The following is a 19453-nucleotide window of genomic DNA, read 5'->3' on the forward strand; positions in this document are numbered from 1 at the left end:
ACACATGAAGGAATGAATGAGTCTTCATGTGTTCCTGTATGGTGGGGGCGCCCCCGCGCCCTCACCAGAAGGACCCCCGATGACCTCCACCCTCACGCCGCGGCAGGTCGACCGGGCCCGGCCCTCCCGCACCGGGCCTGCGCCCCGGCGGCGCACCCGGGTCCTCGCCCTGCCCGAGGCACGCTGGGCCGCCGCTGCCACCGCCTTCTTCCTGCTCGCGCTGCCCCTCCAGCTCACCGGCGCCCCCGCCTGGGCCTGGGGCCCGCTGTACGCCCTGTCGTACGCCACGGGAGGCTGGGAGCCGGGCTGGGAGGGGCTGAAGGCGCTGAAGGAGCGCACCCTCGACGTCGACCTGCTGATGGTCGTCGCCGCCCTGGGCGCGGCGGCCATCGGGCAGGTGATGGACGGCGCGCTGCTCATCGTCATCTTCGCCACCTCCGGCGCGCTGGAGGCACTGGCCACGGCCCGTACCGCCGACTCCGTGCGCGGCCTGCTCGACCTCGCTCCCGCCACCGCCACCCGGCTCGCCCCGGACGGCGGCGAACGGACCGTGCCCGTCGAGGCCCTGACGGTCGGCGACACCGTCCTGGTGCGCCCCGGGGAACGCGTCGGAGCCGACGGCCACGTGCTGGACGGGTCGAGCGAGGTGGACCAGGCGACGATCACCGGTGAACCGCTGCCCGTGCCGAAGCAGCGGGGCGACGAGGTCTTCGCGGGCACCCTCAACGGCACCGGTGCCCTGCGCGTCCGGGTCGCACGCGACGCGTCGGACTCGGTGATCGCCCGGATCGTCCGCATGGTGCGGGAGGCGTCCGAGACCAAGGCGCCCACCCAGCTGTTCATCGAGAAGGTCGAGCAGCGCTACTCCCTGGGCATGGTGGCGGCGACCCTGGCCGTCTTCCTTGTGCCCCTCGCCTTCGGTGAGCAGCTCAACGAGGCGCTGCTGCGGGCCATGACGTTCATGATCGTGGCCTCACCGTGCGCGGTCGTGCTGGCCACCATGCCGCCCCTGCTGTCGGCCATCGCCAACGCCGGACGGCACGGCGTGCTGGTGAAGTCGGCCGTGGTGATGGAGCGGCTCGGCCAGGTGGACGCGGTCGCGCTCGACAAGACCGGCACCCTCACCGAGGGCAGCCCGCGCGTCACCGACGTCCGGCCGCTGCCCGGATCCGGCCTGGACGAAGGGGAGTTGCTGACCCTGGCGGCGGCGGCCGAGCGGCCCAGCGAGCACCCCCTGGCCCGGGCCGTCGTGGACGCCGCCGGCGAGCGCGGTCTCGACCTGCCCGACGCGGGCCGCTTCACCTCCGCGCCCGGAGTGGGGGTGGAAGCCGTCGTCGCGGGCCGCACGGTGGCGGTGGGCGACCCGGCCCGGCTCACGGACGACGCCCTCGGCACCGTCGCGGAGCTCCAGGAGTCCGGCCGTACCGCCGTCCTCGTCGTCGTCGACGGCGTCCCCGCCGGGCTGCTCGGAATCGCCGACCGGCTGCGCCCCGACGCGGCCGCCACCGTCACCGCGCTCACCGCCCTCACCGGCTCCGCCCCGGTGCTCCTCACCGGCGACAGCCATCGGGCCGCCGCCCGCCTCGCCGCCGAGGCCGGCATCGGCGACGTGCGCGCCGGGCTGCTGCCGCAGGACAAGCTGAAGGCCGTGCGCGAGTGGGAGAGCGCCGGCCGCAGGGTGCTGGTCGTCGGGGACGGCGTCAACGACGCGCCCGCCCTGGCCGCCGCCCACACCGGGGTCGCCATGGGCCGGGCGGGCTCCGACCTCGCGCTGGAGACGGCCGACGCGGTGATCGTCCGCGACCAACTCGCCGCCGTCCCCGCCACCGTCGCCCTCTCCCGCCGCGCCCGCCGGCTCGTCGTGCAGAACCTCGTCGTCGCCGGTGTCTTCATCGCGGGCCTCGTCGTCTGGGACCTCGCGGGCGATCTCCCGCTGCCGCTGGGCGTCGCGGGCCACGAGGGCTCCACGGTCCTCGTCGGGCTGAACGGGCTGCGGCTGCTGCGGGAGACGGCGTGGCGGCGGGCCGTCGCAGCCAGCGGCTGAGGCCGGCGCACCGCAAACGCGCACCGGTGGCGACCGGGGCCCGGAGGCGGCCACCGTCCGGCGCGCTGCATCCGCGGCAGACCGGCCGGTGGCGGAACCGCTGCCGGTCTGCCGCGGATGCAGACGGCCATGGCCGGCTCCCGGCCGGTCCGCGGGTGGAGGCCGAAGCCGATCCCGAGCCGCCCGCCGATGGGTCGCCCCGGTCCAGAACGGGAGACCACGAAGCGGGCGCGGGTACCCGGGGCACGGCCAGGAACGGCGCGACCTGTGCCGGTACTCCGGGACCAGCGCCCCGGTCCAGAACGGGAGACCACGAAGCGGGCGCGGGTACCCGGGGCACGGCCAGGAACGGCGCGACCTGTGCCGGTACTCCGGGACCAGGCACTCCGGGACCCAGGTGCTTCCCCATTCCGTGACTGTGCTCCTCGTGGGTCCTCCCCGGCCGGGGAGGACCATGCTGATCCCGCAACCGGCAAGATCCACCAGGATTGTGCCGTGCCCGATCGGGTACGCGAGCAGGACCGTGCCCGGGGCGACCCATGTGCCGGGCCGGCCGCAAGACCGCCGCTACCAGGGAATCTGCCATGGAGACACCCGCAAACGAACCCACCCCCACGCCCGCCCAGCGGGCTCTGGACGTCCTCGTCGAGAACACCGAGGACGCGGCGGCTCTGGACGCGCTCGCCGACAGCGACGTGCTCATCCCCGTGCCCGACGACGCGAACGACGCCGACGCCGCCAACCCCTCGGCGGTGGCGCTGCCCGTGCTGGAACAGCCGGGCGGCGAGCCGGTCGTGCCCGTGTTCACCTCCGAGGTGGAGATGGCCGGGCTGCTTCCGTTCGTGTCGCGCTACCGTCTGGTGCCGCTCGGCGCCCTGGCCGCACAGTGGCCGGCCGACGACCTGTCGCTCACCATCGACGGCAGCTCGGAACATCGTCTGACGCTCACCTCGGAGGGAGTCCGCACCCTGCTGGCGCGCCCGTAGGGCGATCGACCAGAACCGGGCCCGGGCCGCCTCAAGCGCCCAGGGTCCGGGCCAGTGCGGCCCGCTGCAGCGGCAGCACCTCGGCGTGCAGGTCACGGCCCTTGGCGCTCAGCCCGACCCACACTCCGCGCCGGTCCTCCTCGCACACCGCGCGCGTCACCAGCCCGTCCTTCTCCAGCCGGGCGATCAGCCGCGACAGCGCGCTCTGGCTCAGGTGCACCCGGCCGACCAGGTTCTGCACCCGGCACTGCTCCCCCTCCTCCGGCGCGGCGGTCGCGAGCAGGTCCAGGACCTCGAAGTCGGACGCGCCGAGACCGTGCGGATGCAGCGCCCGGTCGATCTCGCACATCGTGCGCGCGTGCGCTGACAGGATGTCCCGCCACCGCTCCTCGAGCCGCTCACCAGCCGTTCTCGCCGCCATAGGGGAACGGTAACACCGGAGCCGGGTTCGATGACCGTGCATGGAGCGACGAACACCGCGTCCACGTTCGGCACCGAGCTGCTCACCGGGAACGCGCCGCGGGCGGTCTGGCTGTCCCGGCCGGGGCCGGGCCTCCGGTACCGCGGCCAGCCCGACGACGGCACCCGCCCCAGGGGGACGGCAGACACCATGCGCGTCGCCTACGACCGCCTCGCCGAGGGTTTCAGGCCCGGCTTCGACGGTCCCCTCCTGAGGACCGTCGACCTTCGGGAGACCACCGAGCGGAACAGAGGTACGTGGAGGCGTCCGTACCGTGCACGGGCAGCACGTATGCGGTCTGCGAGTCGTACGCCGTGGCATCGCCGATGTCGAGCAGCTCGCTCCAGGGGCTCGTGAGGGCGTCGGCGGACGTCCTGCCCACCGACCGCGCGGTGGCACTGAGGGTGCCGGCCGACCTGGAACGGGACGGCATGGCGCCGTACACCACGGCCACCGCGCGAGACGCGGGGTGGATCTGGACCATTCCCCTGTTCGGGCGCGTCGGCACCGGCTACGTCTACGCGTCGGAGTTCTGCACACCGGAGGAGGCGGAAGCGGACCTCCGGGCGTTCGTCGGCCCGCGGGCGGCGGACGCCGAGGCGAACCACATCCGGATGCGCATCGGCCGCAACCGCCGTTCCTGGGTGCGCAACTGCGTCGCGATCGGCCTGTCCAGCGGGTTCGTCGAGCCGCTGGAGTCGACCGGCATCTTCTTCATCCAGCACGGCATCGAGCAACTGGTCAGGCATTGGCCCGACCGAGCCGGCGACGCGGCGTCCTCGCGAGGCTACAACGAGAGCGTCGCCCGCTGCCTGGACGGCGTCCGCGAGTTCCTGGCGCTGCACCACAAGGCGGCCACCCGCAGCGACACACCGTACTGGAAGGCCACCGAGGAACGCCCGCTGCCCGACGGCATGGCCGACAGGATGCGGCTGTGGGAGTCGCGGCTACCCTCCGACGGCAGTGTCTATGCACACCCGCCCGGCGATGCGGTGCCGGGTGCCCGACACCCACACCGGCACGGTGTCGCCCGCCGCCCGGGGGACTCCGTCGGCGTAGCCCAGCGGCACCACCGCCAGACGACCGCCTCGCGCCGTCCGGTAGGTGTGGCCGTAGGAGACGCCCTGCCCGGGGGGCACCCGTTTCACCTGGGCCAGCCGGGCCCGCAGGGTCATCGCCGGACGCAGGTCGTCGGCGGTCAGCGGCTCGTCCGGCCAGAGCCCGTAGAGGGCGATGCCCGGACCCACCAGATCGAACCGGGCGTCCGGCAGCGCCAGCGTGGCCGCGGAGTTGGCCGCGTGACGTACGGCGTCGCGGACCCCGGCCCGTTCGGCGAACCGCACGGCGTCCCGGAACAGCGTGAGCTGGGCGACGCCGTGCGGTTCACGGGGGTGGTCCGACGCCCCCAGGTGGGTCCACAGTCCGACCACGCGGAGCGTGCCGTCCGCCTCGCCCCTGAGCGCCGCGTCGACCAGCTCGGGCCACTCGGAGAGCGGGCATCCGCCGCGCCCCAGGCCGGTGTCCGCCTTGAGGTGGACACGGGCGGGCGCGCCGCGGCCCGCCGCAGCTCCGCCAGGAGGCCCGTGTCGCCCGCCGACAGGTCGACTCCACCGGCGATGGCGGGCTCCCACGCGGCGCCGGGACCGTTGAGCCAGGAGAGTACGGGCGCCTCGATCCCGGCCGCGCGCAGCCGCAGCGCCTCTTCGATGGTGGCCGTGCCCAGCCAGGTGGCTCCCGCGGCGAGGGCGGCCCTGGCGACCGGCACGGCCCCGTGACCGTAGCCGTCGGCCTTGACCACGGCCATCACCTCGGCGTGGCCCGCCCGGCGGCGCAGCCGCGCCGTGTTGTGGCGGACGGCGTCGAGGCCGACGCGGGCGCACGCAGCTGGTTCGTCGCTCACGCGCGGCACCCTAGGACGCGCCGTCCGGCGCCGGCAGACCGGTCCGGGCGGTCGCTCGCCCTGCCCGATCGGGCGGCCGGCCTGACGCGACGCCGGGAGCCGGGCGGGCGGCACGGCCGTCGGCGTCGGCGCGCCCTCGCGCACGGCAGGGGGACCTTTCCCAGACGCCCGGTGCCACGCGACGAGCGCGCACCGGACCGCGGGCGCCGACTGCCACGAGGCCCGCTCGGCTGCCCGGAGCGCCGGACCGCCTGCTCAGGCACGGCCGTGGGTGCTGGTGTCCGTGTCGGACCGGAGGGAGAGGTCGCGCCGTTCGTGCGCCGTCTCCTCCTCCGTCTGCTCGACCCGCTTCATGGCGGCTTTCAGGATGAGCGGTGCCATGGCGGGAGTGATGACGGCGATCAGCACGACGATGCTGTACATGGCCGGGTTGAGCAGCCCGAGGCGCATGCCGATGACCGCGATCACGATCTGCACGACTCCCCGGGCGTTGATGCCGGCGCCGACCGCCACGGCCTCCGGAAGGCTGAGCGTTCCCCACACGTTGCCGACGAGAGCGCCGAGGAACTTGCCGATCACGGCGGTCCCGAGGGCGATCAGGGCCCACTGCGCTGTCGTGGGGTGGGCCAGCGCCCCGAGGTCGATCCGCAGTCCCGCCAGCGCGAAGAACAGCGGGGACAGGAAGGACAGCACCGTGGTGTCGAGCGGTTTCAGGAGCCGGACCTGGTCGGCGGGAGAGGAACCGATGAGGATGCCGCACAGGAAGGCCCCGAGCAGTGCCTCGAACCCGAGGGCCTGGGTGCCCGCGCCGGCCAGCACCAGAAGCACCACGGCCGCCGTGACGGGAGCGCCGGAAGAGGCGGAACGACCCGCACGGCGCATGATCCACCGGACGGCCCAGCGGCCGACGGTGAGGGTGACCAGGAGGACCACGCACAGGTGCCAGACCGAGGTGGCGACGTCCTGCGCAACGACGCCGGTCGTGGCGAACGCCGTGACGATGGAGACGAGCAGCCACCCCACCGTGTCGTCGACGGTGGCGACCACGAGGATCAGCTGGCCGACCGTGCGATGCGTCAGGTTCATGTCACTCAGGATCCGGCCGACGACGGGGATCGAGCTGACGCACAGGGTGACGCCCACGAATAGGGCGAAGGCCTCGCCGCTGACGGCCGTGGGCTTGAGCCGGTCGGGCAGGGCCGGCCCCAGACCCAGACCGAGGGCCAGGGGAATCAGCAGCGCGCCGGCGCTGATGCCGGCCGCCGTCCTGCCGTGCCGGCGCACCAGCCCGGGATCGACGTGCATGCCGGTGAACCCGACCAGGAGGAGCACGCCGAGCTGGCCCACGGCGTCCAGCAGGTGCATCTGCGCGGCGTCCCGGGGCAGCAGCCAGGCGGACACCCCGGGAGCCAGAAGCCCCAGGAGGGAGGGCCCGAGGACGACGCCGGCCGCCAGTTCACCCACGATGCCCGGCAGCCCCGTCCGCCGGGCCAGACCGCCCAGCACGAGCGCGAGCAGGACCCCCGTCTGCAGCAGGAACAGCAGCAGTGTCCTTGCGGGCAACGGCGCCACCGCGTCGATGGCCGAGGTCACGAGGACCATGAACGAGTTCCTCACTTGAGGCGGGGACGACGTCGGCCCGCCGGTATCCGGGCGCTCAGGGACGGCACCGACGACCCCGCCCCAGGGTGGGCGTCACGACGAGGGGGCGGAAGGCCCGACCGGGGCACCGGAACGGGGACTCGGCTTCCACGGCCGTGCACCTGCACCGCCCGACCGCACGAACGGCACGGTGTGCGCGTGGGGACGTCCTCCGCGCCGCGGGGCGGTGCGGTATCGGTCACAGATGCCGGGTGGCGGGACACGGCCGCACGCGGTGCGGGACAGCGGGAGGACGCGGCGAAGAGGACGGCGCCGCGGGGCAGGGGCACGACATGCTGAGGACACCCACGGACCAGACGCGGCTGCGCATCCTGGCCTGGCTGAGGGAACCCGGCCCCGACGGCGTCACGGCGGAGGCCGTCGTCGCGCGGTTCTCCGTCCCCCGCCCGGTCGCCGAGACCCACCTCCGGCTGCTCGAGGCCACCGGCATGTGGCGCACCAGCCGGTCCGGGGGCCGGGTGCGCTACCACCGCGACGACGTACGGATCGTCGAGATCGCGCGGATGTTCGAGAAGGGCTGGCAGGTGGCCCGGTGCGCACACTCGCCGCCCGGTCTTCGACGACGACGGCCGGGTGGTCCACCACCCCGCCCGCCCCCACTCGGTCTGCCGCATGGTCACCGGCGTGTGCGAGGCGGACTGAGGAAATGGTGCTTTGCCGCCTCCGGGAGCGGGAGCCGGACGGGAGACGAGCCGCCCGCCCCGCGATGGCCACGGCGCGTGCACTCGCCCCCACGGGTTAGCCTGAAGCCCGGCCGCGGGCGACGGCCCCGCGGCGCGGCGGTGGGGCCCGCCGCACCCGAACCGCGGCACCGGTGCCGCCGACGGTCCCTCCTTGCGACGGCACACGCCCGCACGACGCCGGGCCCCGGCGAGTAGGAGTGGTACCACCATGGCAGCCCCCGACGATCTCCGCGTGCGGGCCCCTGCACCGCGCCGGGCCTCCTGGCGCGGGCAGGCGCCCGTGGTCGCCGTGGTGTCGCTCGGCGGGGGAGCGGGGGCCACGGCCCGCTACGCGGCGTCCCTGGGGTGGCCCACGGCCGCGGGCGGTTTCCCCTGGGCGACCTTCCTGGTGAACGTCGTGGGCTGTGCGGTCATCGGTGTGTTCCTGGTGGTCGTCACCGAGGTCCGGACCGCCCACCCGCTCGTCCGCCCCTTCTTCGGCACCGGCGTGCTCGGCGGGTTCACCACCTTCTCGACGTACGCGGTCGACACCCGGAACCTGCTCGACCACGGTCACACCGGCGCCGGACTGGCCTGCCTCGCGGTGACCCCGCTCGCGGCCCTCGCGTCCGTGTGGCTCGCGGCCGTGGCGACCCGCCGCGTCCTCCTGAGGAGGAGGCGGCCATGACCGGGACGAGGAACAGCCCACGGAGGCAGCGATGACGAGGCTGACCGGCAGGGCGCTGCGCCTGACCGTCTACGTCGGCGAGAGCGACACCTGGCACCACAGGCCCCTGTACTCCGAGATCGTCCACCGCGCGCACGCGGCGGGCCTCGCGGGAGCCAGCGTCTTCCGCGGCATCGAGGGCTTCGGGGCGTCCTCCCTGATCCACACCGCGCGGCTGCTGTCCCTCAGCGAGGACCTCCCGGTCGCCGTGGTCGTCGTCGACACCGAGCCCCGCGTCCGCGCCTTCCTGCCGCAACTCGACGAACTCGTCACCGAGGGACTGGTGACGCTCGACGACTGCGAGGTCATCCGGTACTCCGGCCGCGGCGAAGCCCCCGGTGGAACGGACGGGAAGGGCAAGAGGTCGTGGTGAACTGGCTGCTGGTCATCGGCGGAGCGATGGTCGGCGCCCCGCTCCGCTACCTCACCGACCGCGCGGTCCAGACCCGGCACGACTCGGTCTTCCCCTGGGGCACCCTCACGGTGAACGTCACCGGCTGTCTGATCCTCGGCCTGCTCACCGGCGCCACCACCCACCTGCAGCTCCTGCTCGGCACCGGCCTGTGCGGGGCCCTGACGACGTACTCGACGTTCTCCTACGAGACGCTGCGACTGGCGGAGACCGGGGCCCGTCTCCACGCCGCCGTCAACGTGCTGGCGAGCGTGGTGGCCGGACTGACGGCGGCCGTCGCGGGGGCGGCGCTCGCGGGCCTGTGAGGAGTGCGGGAAGGCCGCTTCGGTGGGAAACGCACTCGCCCGCGGGCCGTAGGACCGTGCCGTCCGCTCCCGGCCCCGAGCGGAACCGGGTCCCGCGAGCGTCGTCAGCGTCGGTCAGGCCGCCGTCCTCGGATGCCGGGTGCTGCACAGCTGTCCGGCACCGCCGCCCGGGGAGCCGGCAGGCCGGCCGCGCGCCTCCGGCTTGCCCTGCGTCCGCCGTCCGCCCTTGACAGCCACCTCTCCCGCCCCGCACGATCACCCTCGTGAACCTGTCAGACAGCCGGACAGCCGGACAGCCCGTGCGACGCGTCAGCGCCATGGAAGCGGTGCTGGCGCATCTGCGCGGCGCCATCGAACGCGGCGAGTACGCCATCGGCGACAAGCTCCCCTCCGAGGCGGAGCTGTGCCGCACCCTGGAGGTCTCCCGCCCCGTGCTGCGCGAGGCGCTGCGGGCGCTGCAGACCATGGGCCTGACCGTGTCCCGGACGGGCAAGGGCACCTTCGTCGTCGCCGGCGCCGTCGAGGACCCCACCTTCGGCGACTACTCGGCCAGCGACCTGCTGGAGGTGCGCCGCCACGTCGAGATCCCGGTCGCCGGCTACGCGGCCCTGCGCCGCACCCCGGAGAACCTCGACCACCTGGCCCACCTGCTGGACCGGATGGAGCGGGAGACGGACACGACCGTCTGGGTCGCGATGGACACGCTGTTCCACCTCGGCGTGGCCGAGGCCGCCCAGAACCCGGTGTTCCGGCGGGTCATCGAGGAGATCCGGGACGCACTGGCCCGCCAGTCCGCCTTCCTCAACGAGCTGGGCGGACGCCGCGAGCAGTCCAACCGCGAGCACCGGGCGATCGTCGAGGCGCTGACCGACGGTTCCGAGAACGACGCGGTGGAGGCCATGGCCCATCACCTCGACCGGGTCGAGACGACCCTCACCGACATCGTGCGTTCCGCGCGCACGGACGCCCCCACGGAAACCCCCACGGAAGGCGGTCCCGAGGCGTGAGCGAGCAGTCCGTGCACGCGGGAGCGAAGAAACGTTCCGTCCGTGCCGGCGCCGCGGACTACAGCAGGTCCCTGAAGTCCCGGCGCGTCGACGTGATCGCCGTCGTCGGGGCCATCGGCACCGGAGCGGGACGGTTCGCCGTCCGCGGCCGTGTCGCCCACCAGTCCACCACCGGTGCCGGCGCGTGACCGACGCGCCGCTCCACGAGAAGCAGGCAGTGATGTACAGCAGTTCACCCGCGGACCCACCCCTTGTCCGTGAACCCGTCCACGCCCCCGTCGCCCACCTCGTCCGCGGCGGAATCGTCGAAGGCACCCACTACGGCTCCGTCGTCGTCCTCGACGCCGGCGGAGAGGTCCGGCTCCGGATCGGGGACACCGAGGCCGCCTTCTACCCGCGCTCCGCGCTCAAGCCCGTCCAGGCCGTGGCCATGGTGCGGGCCGGGCTGCCCCTCGACGGCGAGCTGCTGTCGCTGACCGCGGCCAGCCACTCCGGCGAGGAACGCCACCTCGCCGGAGCCCGGCGCATCCTCGAACGCGCCGGACTCACCGAGGCGCATCTGCGCAACGTCCCGGACCTGCCGTACGACCCGGTCGTGCGGGACACCTGGGTACGCGAGGGCCGGCCGCCCTCCCGGCTCGCGCAGAACTGCTCCGGCAAGCACGCCGCCATGCTCTACACCTGCGCCCTGAACGGCTGGCCGCTGGACAGCTACCTCGACCCGGGACACCCACTCCAGCAGGCCATCGCCGAGATCGTCGAGGACCTCACCGGGCAGCGCGTCGCCCGCGTCACGGTGGACGGCTGCGGCGCGCCCCTGTTCGCGGTCTCGCTGCACGGCCTGGCCCGCGCCACCGCCCGGATCACCACCGAGGCCCCGGGCACCCCCGAGGTCCGGGTCGCCGACGCGGTGCGCGAGCACGCCGAGATGGCCTCCGGCTCCGGCCGGGACGTCGCGGCGCTCATGCGGGCCGTGCCGGGCCTGCTCACCAAGGACGGCTTCGAGGGCGTGCAGGTCGCCGCGCTGCCCGACGGGCGGGCCGTGGCGGTGAAGATCGCCGACGGGGCGAACCGGGCGCGGGTGCCGGTGGCCGCCGCCGCACTCGCCCGCGCGGGTGTCGACCCGGAGCTGCTCACGCAGTTCGCGGGCGAGCCGCTGCTCGGGGGCGGCCGGGAGGTCGGGAGGGTGCGGCCCGCTCACTCGCTGGAACCCCTCGCCGGTGCCGCCCGCGCCTGAGCACGTGCCGGATCCTCCACGGCCGCCCCGGGTCTTCCGTGGCCGATCGCGCCGTTCCCCGCGCCCCTGACGGGGCGCTCGTCCACCCTCACTCCTCGGAAAAGGGAACCCTCCCCTCATGACCGCCGCCGTCCAGTTGATCCATGAGATCAACCTGGGCGCCACGGCCATCGGCACCGGCCTCGACGCCCCCGCCGGCTACGCCGAGTTGGCCCGCCGCCACCTCGCGGCCCTCACCGGCCTGCCCCTGGTCACGGCGGCCGACCTGGTCGAGGCGACCCAGGACTGCGGCGCCTTCGTGCAGATGTCCGGCGTGCTCAAGCGCATCGCCGTCAAGCTCTCCAAGAGCTGCAACGACCTGCGCCTGCTGTCCTCCGGCCCACGCGCCGGCCTCGGCGAGATCAACCTGCCGCCCGTCCAGGCCGGTTCGTCGATCATGCCCGGCAAGGTCAACCCGGTCATCCCCGAGGTCGTCAACCAGGTCGCCTTCGAGGTCATCGGCAACGACGTCCCCATCACCATGGCCGCCGAGGCGGGGCAGCTCCAGCTCAACGCCTTCGAGCCGATCATCCTGCACTCCCTGTCCGAGTCCGTCACGCACCTGCGGAACGCCTGCGTGACGCTGGCCGAGCGCTGCGTCGCGGGCAGCACCGCCACCACCGAGGCGCTGCGCGCGGCCGTCGAGAACTCCATCGGCCTGGTCACCGCCCTCAACCCGCACCTCGGCCGCACCCCAGCCGCCGACATCGCCAAGGAGGGGCTCGCCACCGGCCGCGGCGTGGCCGAATTCGTCCTGGAGAAGGGCCTGCTCCCCGCCGAGACCCTCGCCGGCCTGCTCCGCCCCGAGGTCCTGGCCGGCAGCGGCCCGGCCCGGGCCTGAACCACCGTGGACGCACCGGGACCGGCAGCGAGGGAGAATAGTGATCATGGCATCGTCGACGACCTTCGAGCCGGTCCTGGAGCGCATCGCCGAGGAGATCGAGCGGACACCCGGCCGCGGCCGGCCCGCGGACTACATCCCGGCGCTCGCCGCCTGCGACCCCCGCCGGTTCGGCATGGCCGTCGCCGAACCGGACGGCACGGTGTACGGAGTGGGGGACTGGCGGCAGCCGTTCTCCATCCAGTCGATCACCAAGGTCTTCACCCTCGCCCTGGACCTCGCCCGCGAGGGCGACGCCCTGTGGGAGCACGTGGGCCGCGAGCCCTCCGGCAACCCCTTCAACTCCCTGGTGCAGCTGGAGTACGAGAACGGCATCCCGCGCAACCCGTTCATCAACGCCGGCGCCCTCGTCGTCACGGACCGGCTGCACACCCGCACCGGCGACGCCTCGGGGGAACTGCTGGCGTTCCTGCGGGCGGAGAGCGGCAGCACGGACCTGACCTTCGACGAGGAGATCGCCGCCTCCGAGTCGGCCCACGGAAACCGCAATGCCGCCCTGGCGCACTTCATGGCCTCGTACGGCAACATCGACAACCCGGTCCCGACCCTCCTCGAGCAGTACTTCCGGCAGTGCTCGATCAGCGCCTCCTGCGCCGATCTCGCCCTGGCCACCACCTTCCTGGCCCGCCACGGCATCCGCGCCGACGGCAGCCGCCTGCTCACGCGCAGCCAGGCCAAGCAGATCAACGCGATCATGCTCACCTGCGGCACGTACGACGCGGCCGGCGACTTCGCCTACCGCGTGGGACTTCCCGGCAAGAGCGGCGTGGGCGGCGGCATCATCGCGGTCGTCCCGGGCCGCTGCACGCTGTGCGTGTGGAGCCCCGGCCTGGACGAACGGGGCAACTCGGTGGCGGGCGTGGCGGCACTCGACCGGTTCACGACCCTCACCGGCCTCTCCGTCTTCTGAGGCGTCGCGTGCGCTTCTGAGGCGCCGCGTGCGCGGGCGCGGGCAGCGCCGCCGGCCGGGCGCCGGGGGGATCAGGTCCCGCGTCGGTGCGGCGGCCGCCCGCCGGCCGGTCCGGTCAGCTCTGTCCGGGCCCGCGCACCGGGATCCGCAGCACCAGCACCACGACGACGCCGCCCAGCCCGGCGGCCCCCGCGATCAGCGCGGCGTCCGTCCAGACGGACCCGGGATGCTTCGACACGGCCGCGGCGACGGCGGGCGGGGGCGTCGTCTCGGGACGGCCGCCGGGCCGCGACGGGCCGAGCGAGCCCACCGCTTCGACCGTCCCGGCCGACCGGAAGCCCCAGTCCAGCAGGGAGCGGGCCTCCTCGTAGACGACCGAGCCGCCGCCCTCCTGCGGGTTCATCACCGTCACCACGAGGGTGCGCCCGTCCCGGCGCGCCGCGGCGACGAGCGTGTTGCCGGCCTTGCTGGTGTAGCCGTTCTTGATGCCGATCAACCCCGGGTAGGGCTCCACCCCTCGGGCTCCGCTCAGCAGCCGGTTGGTGTTGCGGATGGGGTACGACGTACCGCCGCCGGCCGGGAACTGCGCCTCGACGGTGGCGCAGTACCGCGCGAAGTCCGGGTTGCGCAGGCCCACCCGGCCGAAGACGGCCAGGTCGTACGCCGAGGAGACCTGGCCCGGCGCGTCGTAGCCGTCCGGGGAGACCACGCGCGTGTCGAGGGCGCCCAGCGCACGGGCCCTGGCCTGCATCCGCTCCGCCGTCGCCCGCCAGCCGCCGTTGAGTTCGGCCAGGACGTGCACGGCGTCGTTGCCGGAGTTGAGGAAGACGCCGCGCCACAGGTCGGCGACCTGGTACGTACGGCCCTCGGCGACCCCGACCAGACTGCTGCCGTCCCCGATGCCGCGCAGCTCCCGTGGGTGGACCGTGTGCTGGATGCCCGCGGGCAGGGACGGCAGCACGGTGATCGCGAACAGCGTCTTGAGGGTGCTGGCCGGCGGCAGCCTGCGGTGCGCGTTGTGGGCGGCGAGGACTTCGCCGGTGCGGGCGTCGGCCACCAGCCAGGACAGGGCGGAGACCTTCGGGACACGGGGTGTCCCGGCCCCCGGGCGGACGTGGACGCCGGGCCGGTACAGCAGCGACGGATGCGGGGCGGCGGCCCCCGGCACGGCCGGCACGGTGGGCTCCACCCTGCCGGAGCCGGCCGCCGCGGCGGGCATCACGGACAGGAGTCCCGCCGCGCAGAGCGCACCGGCCGACACGGCCACCCGGGAAGAGAATCCGAGGATCATATGATCAACGTAGGAATGCTTCCGCTGCGCAGGGTGTCGGCGGGGCCGTCGCCCGCGGGCGAGCACCCGGATGCCGCACGGGCGGAGCGCCGGACGGCCGACCGGACGGGCGCCTAGGGGGCCCACGCCACCCCCGTCCGTACCGCGTCAGTCCGTGGGAAGCGTCGGATGGATGCGCCCCAGGAACGTCGCGTTGTCCGGCGTCTGGCGCATCCGCTCCAGCAGCGTCTCCAGGGCGCCCTGCCCGTCGCGGTTCTGCAGCACGCGGCGCAGACCGTGAAGGGCCGTCAGCTCGGCCGCGGGCACCAGGAGTTCTTCGCGGCGGGTGCCGGAGGGGACGATGTCGACGGCCGGGAACACGCTGCGGGCGAACCAGCGCTCGGGATCGAGGTCCTGGTCGAGGCCGTAGAAGCGGCCGGCGAGGTGGACGGGACGTGCGGGCGTGCCGGCTCGCCCGGCCGGCGCGCATCAGCCGGTCGTCCTCGGCGGACGGCATGCGGACATCCCGCCGCGAACGGGGCGCTGGCAGCGGGAGGACCGCGGAAAGGGGAGTGCCGGGCGTGCCGCTCAGAGCGTGCGGGCGCGCGCCTCCTCGGCGATCCGCTCGAACCGCTCGCCCATGGCGGCCGCGAGCGCCTGGGCCCCGGACAGCGGGCGCACCATCACCGTGAACTCGTCGATGAGCCCGTCGTCGCCGACGTGGACGAAGTCGCAGCCGTTGACCTCCCGCTCACCCACGCGGGCGGTGAAGACCAGGGCGTGGTCGCGCCCGTTCGCGTCGTTGATCTCGCGCACGTAGCGGAAGTCCTGGAAGACGTCCGCGACGGCGCGCAGGATCGCCGCCGTGATCGGCTTCCCGGTGTACGGCTTGAACACGACCGGGCTGGTGAAGACGACGTCCGGCGCCAGCAGCGCCTCGGCGGCGTCGAGGTCCTGCGCCTCGACCGCCTCACGGAATGCACGCATCGGAACCGCCTCACTACATGGTCAACTAATTGATTAGGTGCGCATCACATTAGTCAACGGTTGGTACGGTGTCCACATGTCGCTGAAGTACGCCGTGCTGGCCGCTCTCCTGGAGGGGGAGGCCTCGGGTTACGAGCTGTCCAAGGTCTTCGACGTGTCCCTGGCCAACTTCTGGGCCTCGACCCCGCAGCAGCTCTACCGGGAGTTGGAGCGCCTCGAGCGGGACGGCCTGGTCGAGTCCCGGGTCGTGCGTCAGGAGCGGCGGCCCGACAAGCGGATGTTCATGCTGACCGTCAAGGGCCGGGAGGACCTGTGTGCCTTCGCCGCCACACCGCCCCGGCGCCCCACCGCCATCCGCGACGAACTCCTCATCAAGATCCAGGCCATGGACGCCGCGGACCCCGAGGCGGTCAGCGCGCTCATCGAGGAGCGCGCGGCCTGGTCCCGCGGCAAACTCGCCCGCTACCAGCGCGTCCGCGACCGTCTGCTGGCCGGCCGTGACGAGGAGGAGTACCTCCGGGAGGCCGACCGCGTCGGCCCCTACCTCACGCTGATGGGCGGCATCGCCTTCGAGGAGGAGAACCTCCGCTGGTGCGAACGCGTACGCGACGTGGTGCGACAGCGTGCTCCTCTAGGCTGAGCCGATGTTCAGCCCCGAAGGCCCCACCCTGCGCGAGCTCGCCGTCCAGGCGCTGTCGTCCGTCGAGCGCGGCTACGACCTCCTCGCGCCGAAGTTCGACCACACCCCCTTCCGGACGTCCGACGCGGTCCTCGACGCCGTCGGTTCGGCCCTGCGGGGGATGGGGCCCTTCGGTACCGGCCTCGACCTGTGCTGCGGCACCGGCGCGGGGGCCGGCGTGCTGGCGCGGGTGTGCCGCGAGCGCGTCACGGGCGTCGACTTCAGCGCGGGCATGCTCGACGTCGCCCGGGAGCGGGTCCGGCCCGCGGGGCCGCCCGTCTGCTGGGTGCGGGCGGACGCCCGCGCCCTGCCCTTCGGACCCGCCTTCGACCTGGTGGTGAGCTTCGGCGCCTTCGGGCACTTCCTGCCGCGCGAGCTGCCCCGGCTGTTCACACAGGTCCGTTCCGTGCTGCGCCCGGGCGGCCGCTTCGCGTTTCCGCTGATGGCGCCGGCCCACCCGGGCTCGCCCGGCTATTGGACGCGGCTCGGCTTCGACACGGTCATGCGGGTCCGCAACGCGCTGTGGCGGCCCCCGTTCGTCATGTACTACCGAGCGTTCCGCCTCGGGGACGTGCGCCGCGAGCTCACGGTAGCGGCCTTCCGGGTGGAACTGCACGCCCTGGAGGAGTTCGGGCGGCGGACGGACGGCAGTCCGCGGGTGCGGCTCGTGGTCGCCCGGCTGCCGGGCTGAGGGCTGTCGTCGCACTCCCGTCTGCCCCGTGACGCCTGGCACGCCCTCCCGGGAGTGTGACGACAGCCCCTGGTCACCCCCGCAGGAAGTTCAGCAGGTCGTCGTTGAACGCCTGCTCGAAGTCCCCGACCAGGCCGTGCGGGGCGCCCTCGTACACCTTGAGCGTCGCGTTCCCGACGAGTTGCGCGGTCCGGTGCGCCGCCGCCGTGATCGGCACGATCTGGTCGTCGTCGCCGTGCGCGACGAGCGTCGGCACGTCGATGCGCCGCAGGTCCTCGGTGAAGTCCGTCTCCGAGAACTGCTCGACGCAGTCGTAGGCGCCCTTCAGCCCGGCCTGCATGCTCCACATCCAGAACGCGCGCCGCATGCCCTCCGAGACGGCGGCCCCGGGCCGGTTGAAGCCGTAGAAGCTCTCGCTGAGCTCCCAGTAGAACTGCGAGCGGTCGGTCGCCACGGCGGCGCGGATCCGGTCGAAGACGTCCTTCGGGGTTCCCTCCGGGTTGGCGTCCGTGCGCAGCATCAGCGGCGGTACCGCGCCCAGCAGCACGGCCTTGGCGACCCGGCCGGTGCCGTGCCGGCCCATGTAGCGCACGACCTCACCACCGCCGGTCGAGTGACCCACCAGGACGGCGTCGCGCAGGTCCAGGGCCTCGATCAGCTCGGCCAGGTCGTCGGCGTACCGGTCCATGTGGTTCCCCCGCCACGGCTGTCCGGAGCGGCCGTGGCCGCGCCGGTCGTGGGTGATCGCGCGGAAGCCGTGCTCGGCGGCCAGGCGGGCCTGGCCGTCCCACGCGTCCGCGTTGAGGGGCCACCCGTGGCTGAACACCACGGGCTGGCCCTCGCCCCAGTCCTTGTAGTAGATCCCGGTGCCGTCGGAGGTCGTGAACGTGCTCATGGGGGTCCCTTCGGTGCGAGGCGGCACTGCCGTCCCTCGATGATCGCCGTGATCGCGGCATCGCGCCGACCGGACATCCGGCCCCGGCCCGGCCAAGCCCCCGCACGGCAGGGTGAACACCAGCGCTTCCTGTTGCCCGTCCACCACCAGGTCGGTGATCTCCAGCGGGTGGGCGTACCCCGGCGAAACACCGGGCCGGCCCGGGTGCGCCGTTCCCCGCCGCCGGAGGGCGCCGCAGCGCGACAGCACCGGCTGAGGGGACACCCGGCGAGGTCAGCCGAAGCGTTCGATCCGGATGCGGTCCACGGGCTGACCGGCCGTCATCAGCAGCCGGGAGGCGTGCTCGGCGAAGGAGTTGGAGCCGCACACATAGGCCTCCCACCCACCGGGAGGCTGCTCCGCCAGGAGCGGTGCCACATGTGCGGCGGCCATACGTCCCACCGCGACGCCCTCCGGCGCGCTCCGGGTGAAGACGGACGTCGTCTCGGGGCCCAACTCCCGCGCGTAGATGAGGTCCTCGGGGCTGCGCGCGGACACCAGCAGCCGCACCGGCATCTCCAGGTCGCGCGCCCGGTGGTGCCGGACCATCGACATCAGCGGCACGACGCCGGAGCCGGCGCCGATCAGCAGCGCGGGCCGGTCGCCGGGCCAGGCGAAGAAGCCGCTCACCGGCCCTCGCATCTCGACCCGGTCGCCGGGCCGGGCCACGGTGTGGAACCAGCCCGACACCTCGCCGCCGTCGACGTGATCCAGGGTCAGTTCGACGTGCCCTGCATCGTCGGGCGCGGACGCGATCGAGTAGTGGCGCTGGGCCGTGTAGCCGTCCTCGGCGGTCAGCCGCACCATCAGGTGCTGCCCGGGCAGATGACCCGGCCAGCCGGGCACGGCGAACCGGAACGTCGACACCCGCGGGGTCTCGCGGCGGATCCCGGTGAGCGTGGCGGTCTGCCACACGGACGCGGCCTGCTCGCCGACGGCGATGCGCCCGGGCACGGCGAACCGGGTGGGGGGCACGAAGGTCTCAGTCACCGGAGTACCTCTGTTCCTCCCAGGGGTTGCCCCGCTCGTGGTAGCCGTTGCGCTCCCAGAAGCCCGGCTCGTCGTGGTCGAGGATCCGCAGGCCCGCGATCCACTTGGTGCTCTTCCAGAAGTACAGGTGCGGCACCAGCAGCCGCGCGGGGCCGCCGTGCTCCGGGGCGAGCGGCTCCCCGTCGCTCTCCCACGCGATCCAGGCGCGCCCTCCGGTCAGGTCGGCGAGCGGGAGGTTCGCGGTGTAGCCGGTGTGCGCGTAGGACACGGCGTGGGTCGCCGATGCCCGGGGCCGCACCGCGTCGAGGAACGCGTCCAGGGACACGCCCGAGAACCGCGTCCCGAACCTCGACCAGCCCGTCACACAGTGGATGGCGCCCTCGTACGCCGACGGCGGCAGCCGGTGCGCCTCCTCCCAGCCCCAGGTGCGCGGTTCCTCGACCAGTCCGTCGACACGGAACGTCCAGTCGGCCGGCGCGAGGTCGGGGGTGACCTCGGCGGACAGGACGGGCCAGTCGTCGCGGGCGTCGTACTGGCCGGGCGGCAGACCGGGGTCGGCGACGCGCGGCCGCCCCGTGAAGCCTCGGGTGATGTGCATGGCTGTGGTGCCTCCGGACCGGACCGACGGTGCCCCGCCGGGCGGCTGTGCT

The 19453-nt window shown here is 73.9% G+C and carries 19 protein-coding genes and 4 pseudogenes; 13 read left to right on the top strand and 10 right to left on the bottom strand.

Going from position 1 to position 19453, the window contains the following annotated elements; translation table 11 throughout:
• Positions 1-79 precede the first annotated feature (79 nt).
• Positions 80-2044, top strand: a complete 1965-nt coding sequence (locus tag ACFW6P_RS25165; protein ID WP_386353521.1) for a heavy metal translocating P-type ATPase — start codon at positions 80-82, stop codon at positions 2042-2044.
• Positions 2045-2628: 584 nt separating this feature from the next.
• A complete protein-coding gene (locus ACFW6P_RS25170; RefSeq protein WP_386353519.1) occupies positions 2629-3030 on the top strand; it encodes an SseB family protein in 402 nt (133 codons plus the stop codon).
• Positions 3031-3061: 31 nt separating this feature from the next.
• Here ACFW6P_RS25170 and ACFW6P_RS25175 read toward each other — a convergent pair whose 3' ends face one another.
• Positions 3062-3451, bottom strand: coding sequence for a MarR family winged helix-turn-helix transcriptional regulator (locus tag ACFW6P_RS25175; protein WP_386353517.1), 390 nt, complete (start codon positions 3449-3451; stop codon positions 3062-3064).
• A 365-nt stretch (positions 3452-3816) separates the two neighbouring features.
• Between ACFW6P_RS25175 and ACFW6P_RS25180 the strand changes: the two are divergent.
• Positions 3817-4377: pseudogene (locus ACFW6P_RS25180) on the top strand (tryptophan 7-halogenase); the annotation flags it as partial.
• 60 nt (positions 4378-4437) lie between these two features.
• Here the strand turns inward: ACFW6P_RS25180 and ACFW6P_RS25185 are convergent.
• The 3 genes and pseudogenes from ACFW6P_RS25185 to ACFW6P_RS25195 all read right to left on the bottom strand — a co-directional run bounded on the left by ACFW6P_RS25185 (position 4438) and on the right by ACFW6P_RS25195 (position 6992).
• Entirely contained in the window at positions 4438-4665 is a 228-nt protein-coding gene (locus tag ACFW6P_RS25185) for an alanine racemase (RefSeq protein ID WP_386353546.1), read from the bottom strand.
• A gap of 102 nt (positions 4666-4767) precedes the next feature.
• Positions 4768-5294 (bottom strand): annotated as a pseudogene (locus ACFW6P_RS25190) (alanine racemase); the annotation flags it as partial.
• Between the two features lie 351 nt (positions 5295-5645).
• On the bottom strand, positions 5646-6992 hold the full coding sequence (locus ACFW6P_RS25195) for a cation:proton antiporter (RefSeq protein ID WP_386353515.1): 1347 nt from the start codon (positions 6990-6992) through the stop codon (positions 5646-5648).
• A 951-nt stretch (positions 6993-7943) separates the two neighbouring features.
• Here ACFW6P_RS25195 and crcB (ACFW6P_RS25200) point away from each other — a divergent pair.
• From crcB (ACFW6P_RS25200) to ACFW6P_RS25235, 8 genes and pseudogenes are all read left to right on the top strand, one after another.
• Positions 7944-8402 carry a fluoride efflux transporter CrcB gene (crcB, locus tag ACFW6P_RS25200; protein ID WP_386353513.1) on the top strand — a complete coding sequence of 153 codons (459 nt, stop codon included), beginning with the start codon at positions 7944-7946 and terminating at the stop codon, positions 8400-8402.
• 31 nt (positions 8403-8433) lie between these two features.
• Positions 8434-8814, top strand: coding sequence for a DUF190 domain-containing protein (locus ACFW6P_RS25205; protein WP_386353512.1), 381 nt, complete (start codon positions 8434-8436; stop codon positions 8812-8814).
• Positions 8811-9158: a fluoride efflux transporter CrcB gene (crcB, locus tag ACFW6P_RS25210; RefSeq protein ID WP_386353510.1), complete on the top strand. Its 348-nt coding sequence runs from the start codon at positions 8811-8813 to the stop codon at positions 9156-9158. The genes ACFW6P_RS25205 and crcB (ACFW6P_RS25210) overlap by 4 nt, the downstream gene beginning before the upstream one ends.
• 317 nt (positions 9159-9475) lie before the next feature.
• Positions 9476-10165, top strand: a complete 690-nt coding sequence (locus tag ACFW6P_RS25215; protein WP_386424904.1) for a FadR/GntR family transcriptional regulator — start codon at positions 9476-9478, stop codon at positions 10163-10165.
• The gene (locus ACFW6P_RS25220) at positions 10162-10353 is read left to right on the top strand and encodes a hypothetical protein (protein WP_386424875.1); all 192 of its coding nucleotides are present in this window, start codon (positions 10162-10164) and stop codon (positions 10351-10353) included. Before ACFW6P_RS25215 ends, ACFW6P_RS25220 begins: the two co-directional genes overlap by 4 nt.
• A 32-nt stretch (positions 10354-10385) precedes the next feature.
• Positions 10386-11402, top strand: coding sequence for an asparaginase (locus tag ACFW6P_RS25225; protein ID WP_386353544.1), 1017 nt, complete (start codon positions 10386-10388; stop codon positions 11400-11402).
• Between the two features lie 127 nt (positions 11403-11529).
• Positions 11530-12282 (top strand): annotated as a pseudogene (locus tag ACFW6P_RS25230) (lyase family protein); the annotation flags it as partial.
• Between the two features lie 46 nt (positions 12283-12328).
• Positions 12329-13252 (top strand): glutaminase, encoded by a 924-nt coding sequence (locus ACFW6P_RS25235; RefSeq protein ID WP_386353506.1) that lies wholly within the window; start codon positions 12329-12331, stop codon positions 13250-13252.
• Between the two features lie 115 nt (positions 13253-13367).
• Here ACFW6P_RS25235 and ACFW6P_RS25240 read toward each other — a convergent pair whose 3' ends face one another.
• The 3 genes and pseudogenes from ACFW6P_RS25240 to ACFW6P_RS25250 form a co-directional block, all read right to left on the bottom strand.
• Positions 13368-14543 carry a D-alanyl-D-alanine carboxypeptidase family protein gene (locus tag ACFW6P_RS25240; protein ID WP_386353504.1) on the bottom strand — a complete coding sequence of 392 codons (1176 nt, stop codon included), beginning with the start codon at positions 14541-14543 and terminating at the stop codon, positions 13368-13370.
• Between the two features lie 147 nt (positions 14544-14690).
• Positions 14691-14912 (bottom strand): annotated as a pseudogene (locus ACFW6P_RS25245) (transcription termination factor Rho); the annotation flags it as partial.
• A 198-nt stretch (positions 14913-15110) separates the two neighbouring features.
• Positions 15111-15509, bottom strand: a complete 399-nt coding sequence (locus ACFW6P_RS25250) for a nuclear transport factor 2 family protein (protein WP_386353502.1) — start codon at positions 15507-15509, stop codon at positions 15111-15113.
• A 76-nt stretch (positions 15510-15585) separates the two neighbouring features.
• Between ACFW6P_RS25250 and ACFW6P_RS25255 the strand changes: the two genes are divergently transcribed.
• Positions 15586-16149, top strand: a complete 564-nt coding sequence (locus ACFW6P_RS25255; RefSeq protein WP_386424878.1) for a PadR family transcriptional regulator — start codon at positions 15586-15588, stop codon at positions 16147-16149.
• 4 nt (positions 16150-16153) lie between these two features.
• Positions 16154-16879, top strand: a complete 726-nt coding sequence (locus ACFW6P_RS25260) for a class I SAM-dependent methyltransferase (RefSeq protein ID WP_386353498.1) — start codon at positions 16154-16156, stop codon at positions 16877-16879.
• A gap of 73 nt (positions 16880-16952) precedes the next feature.
• Here the strand turns inward: ACFW6P_RS25260 and ACFW6P_RS25265 are convergent, their stop codons facing one another.
• The 3 genes from ACFW6P_RS25265 to ACFW6P_RS25275 form a co-directional block, all read right to left on the bottom strand.
• Positions 16953-17774, bottom strand: a complete 822-nt coding sequence (locus tag ACFW6P_RS25265; RefSeq protein ID WP_386424880.1) for an alpha/beta fold hydrolase — start codon at positions 17772-17774, stop codon at positions 16953-16955.
• 273 nt (positions 17775-18047) lie between these two features.
• Positions 18048-18803 carry a ferredoxin reductase gene (locus ACFW6P_RS25270; protein WP_386424883.1) on the bottom strand — a complete coding sequence of 252 codons (756 nt, stop codon included), beginning with the start codon at positions 18801-18803 and terminating at the stop codon, positions 18048-18050.
• Positions 18796-19401 carry a sulfite oxidase-like oxidoreductase gene (locus tag ACFW6P_RS25275; RefSeq protein ID WP_386353492.1) on the bottom strand — a complete coding sequence of 202 codons (606 nt, stop codon included), beginning with the start codon at positions 19399-19401 and terminating at the stop codon, positions 18796-18798. Before ACFW6P_RS25275 ends, ACFW6P_RS25270 begins: the two co-directional genes overlap by 8 nt.
• Between the last annotated feature and the right edge of the window lie 52 nt (positions 19402-19453).

The organism is Streptomyces sp. NPDC058741, from assembly GCF_042746715.1.
Lineage (GTDB): Bacteria > Actinomycetota > Actinomycetes > Streptomycetales > Streptomycetaceae > Streptomyces.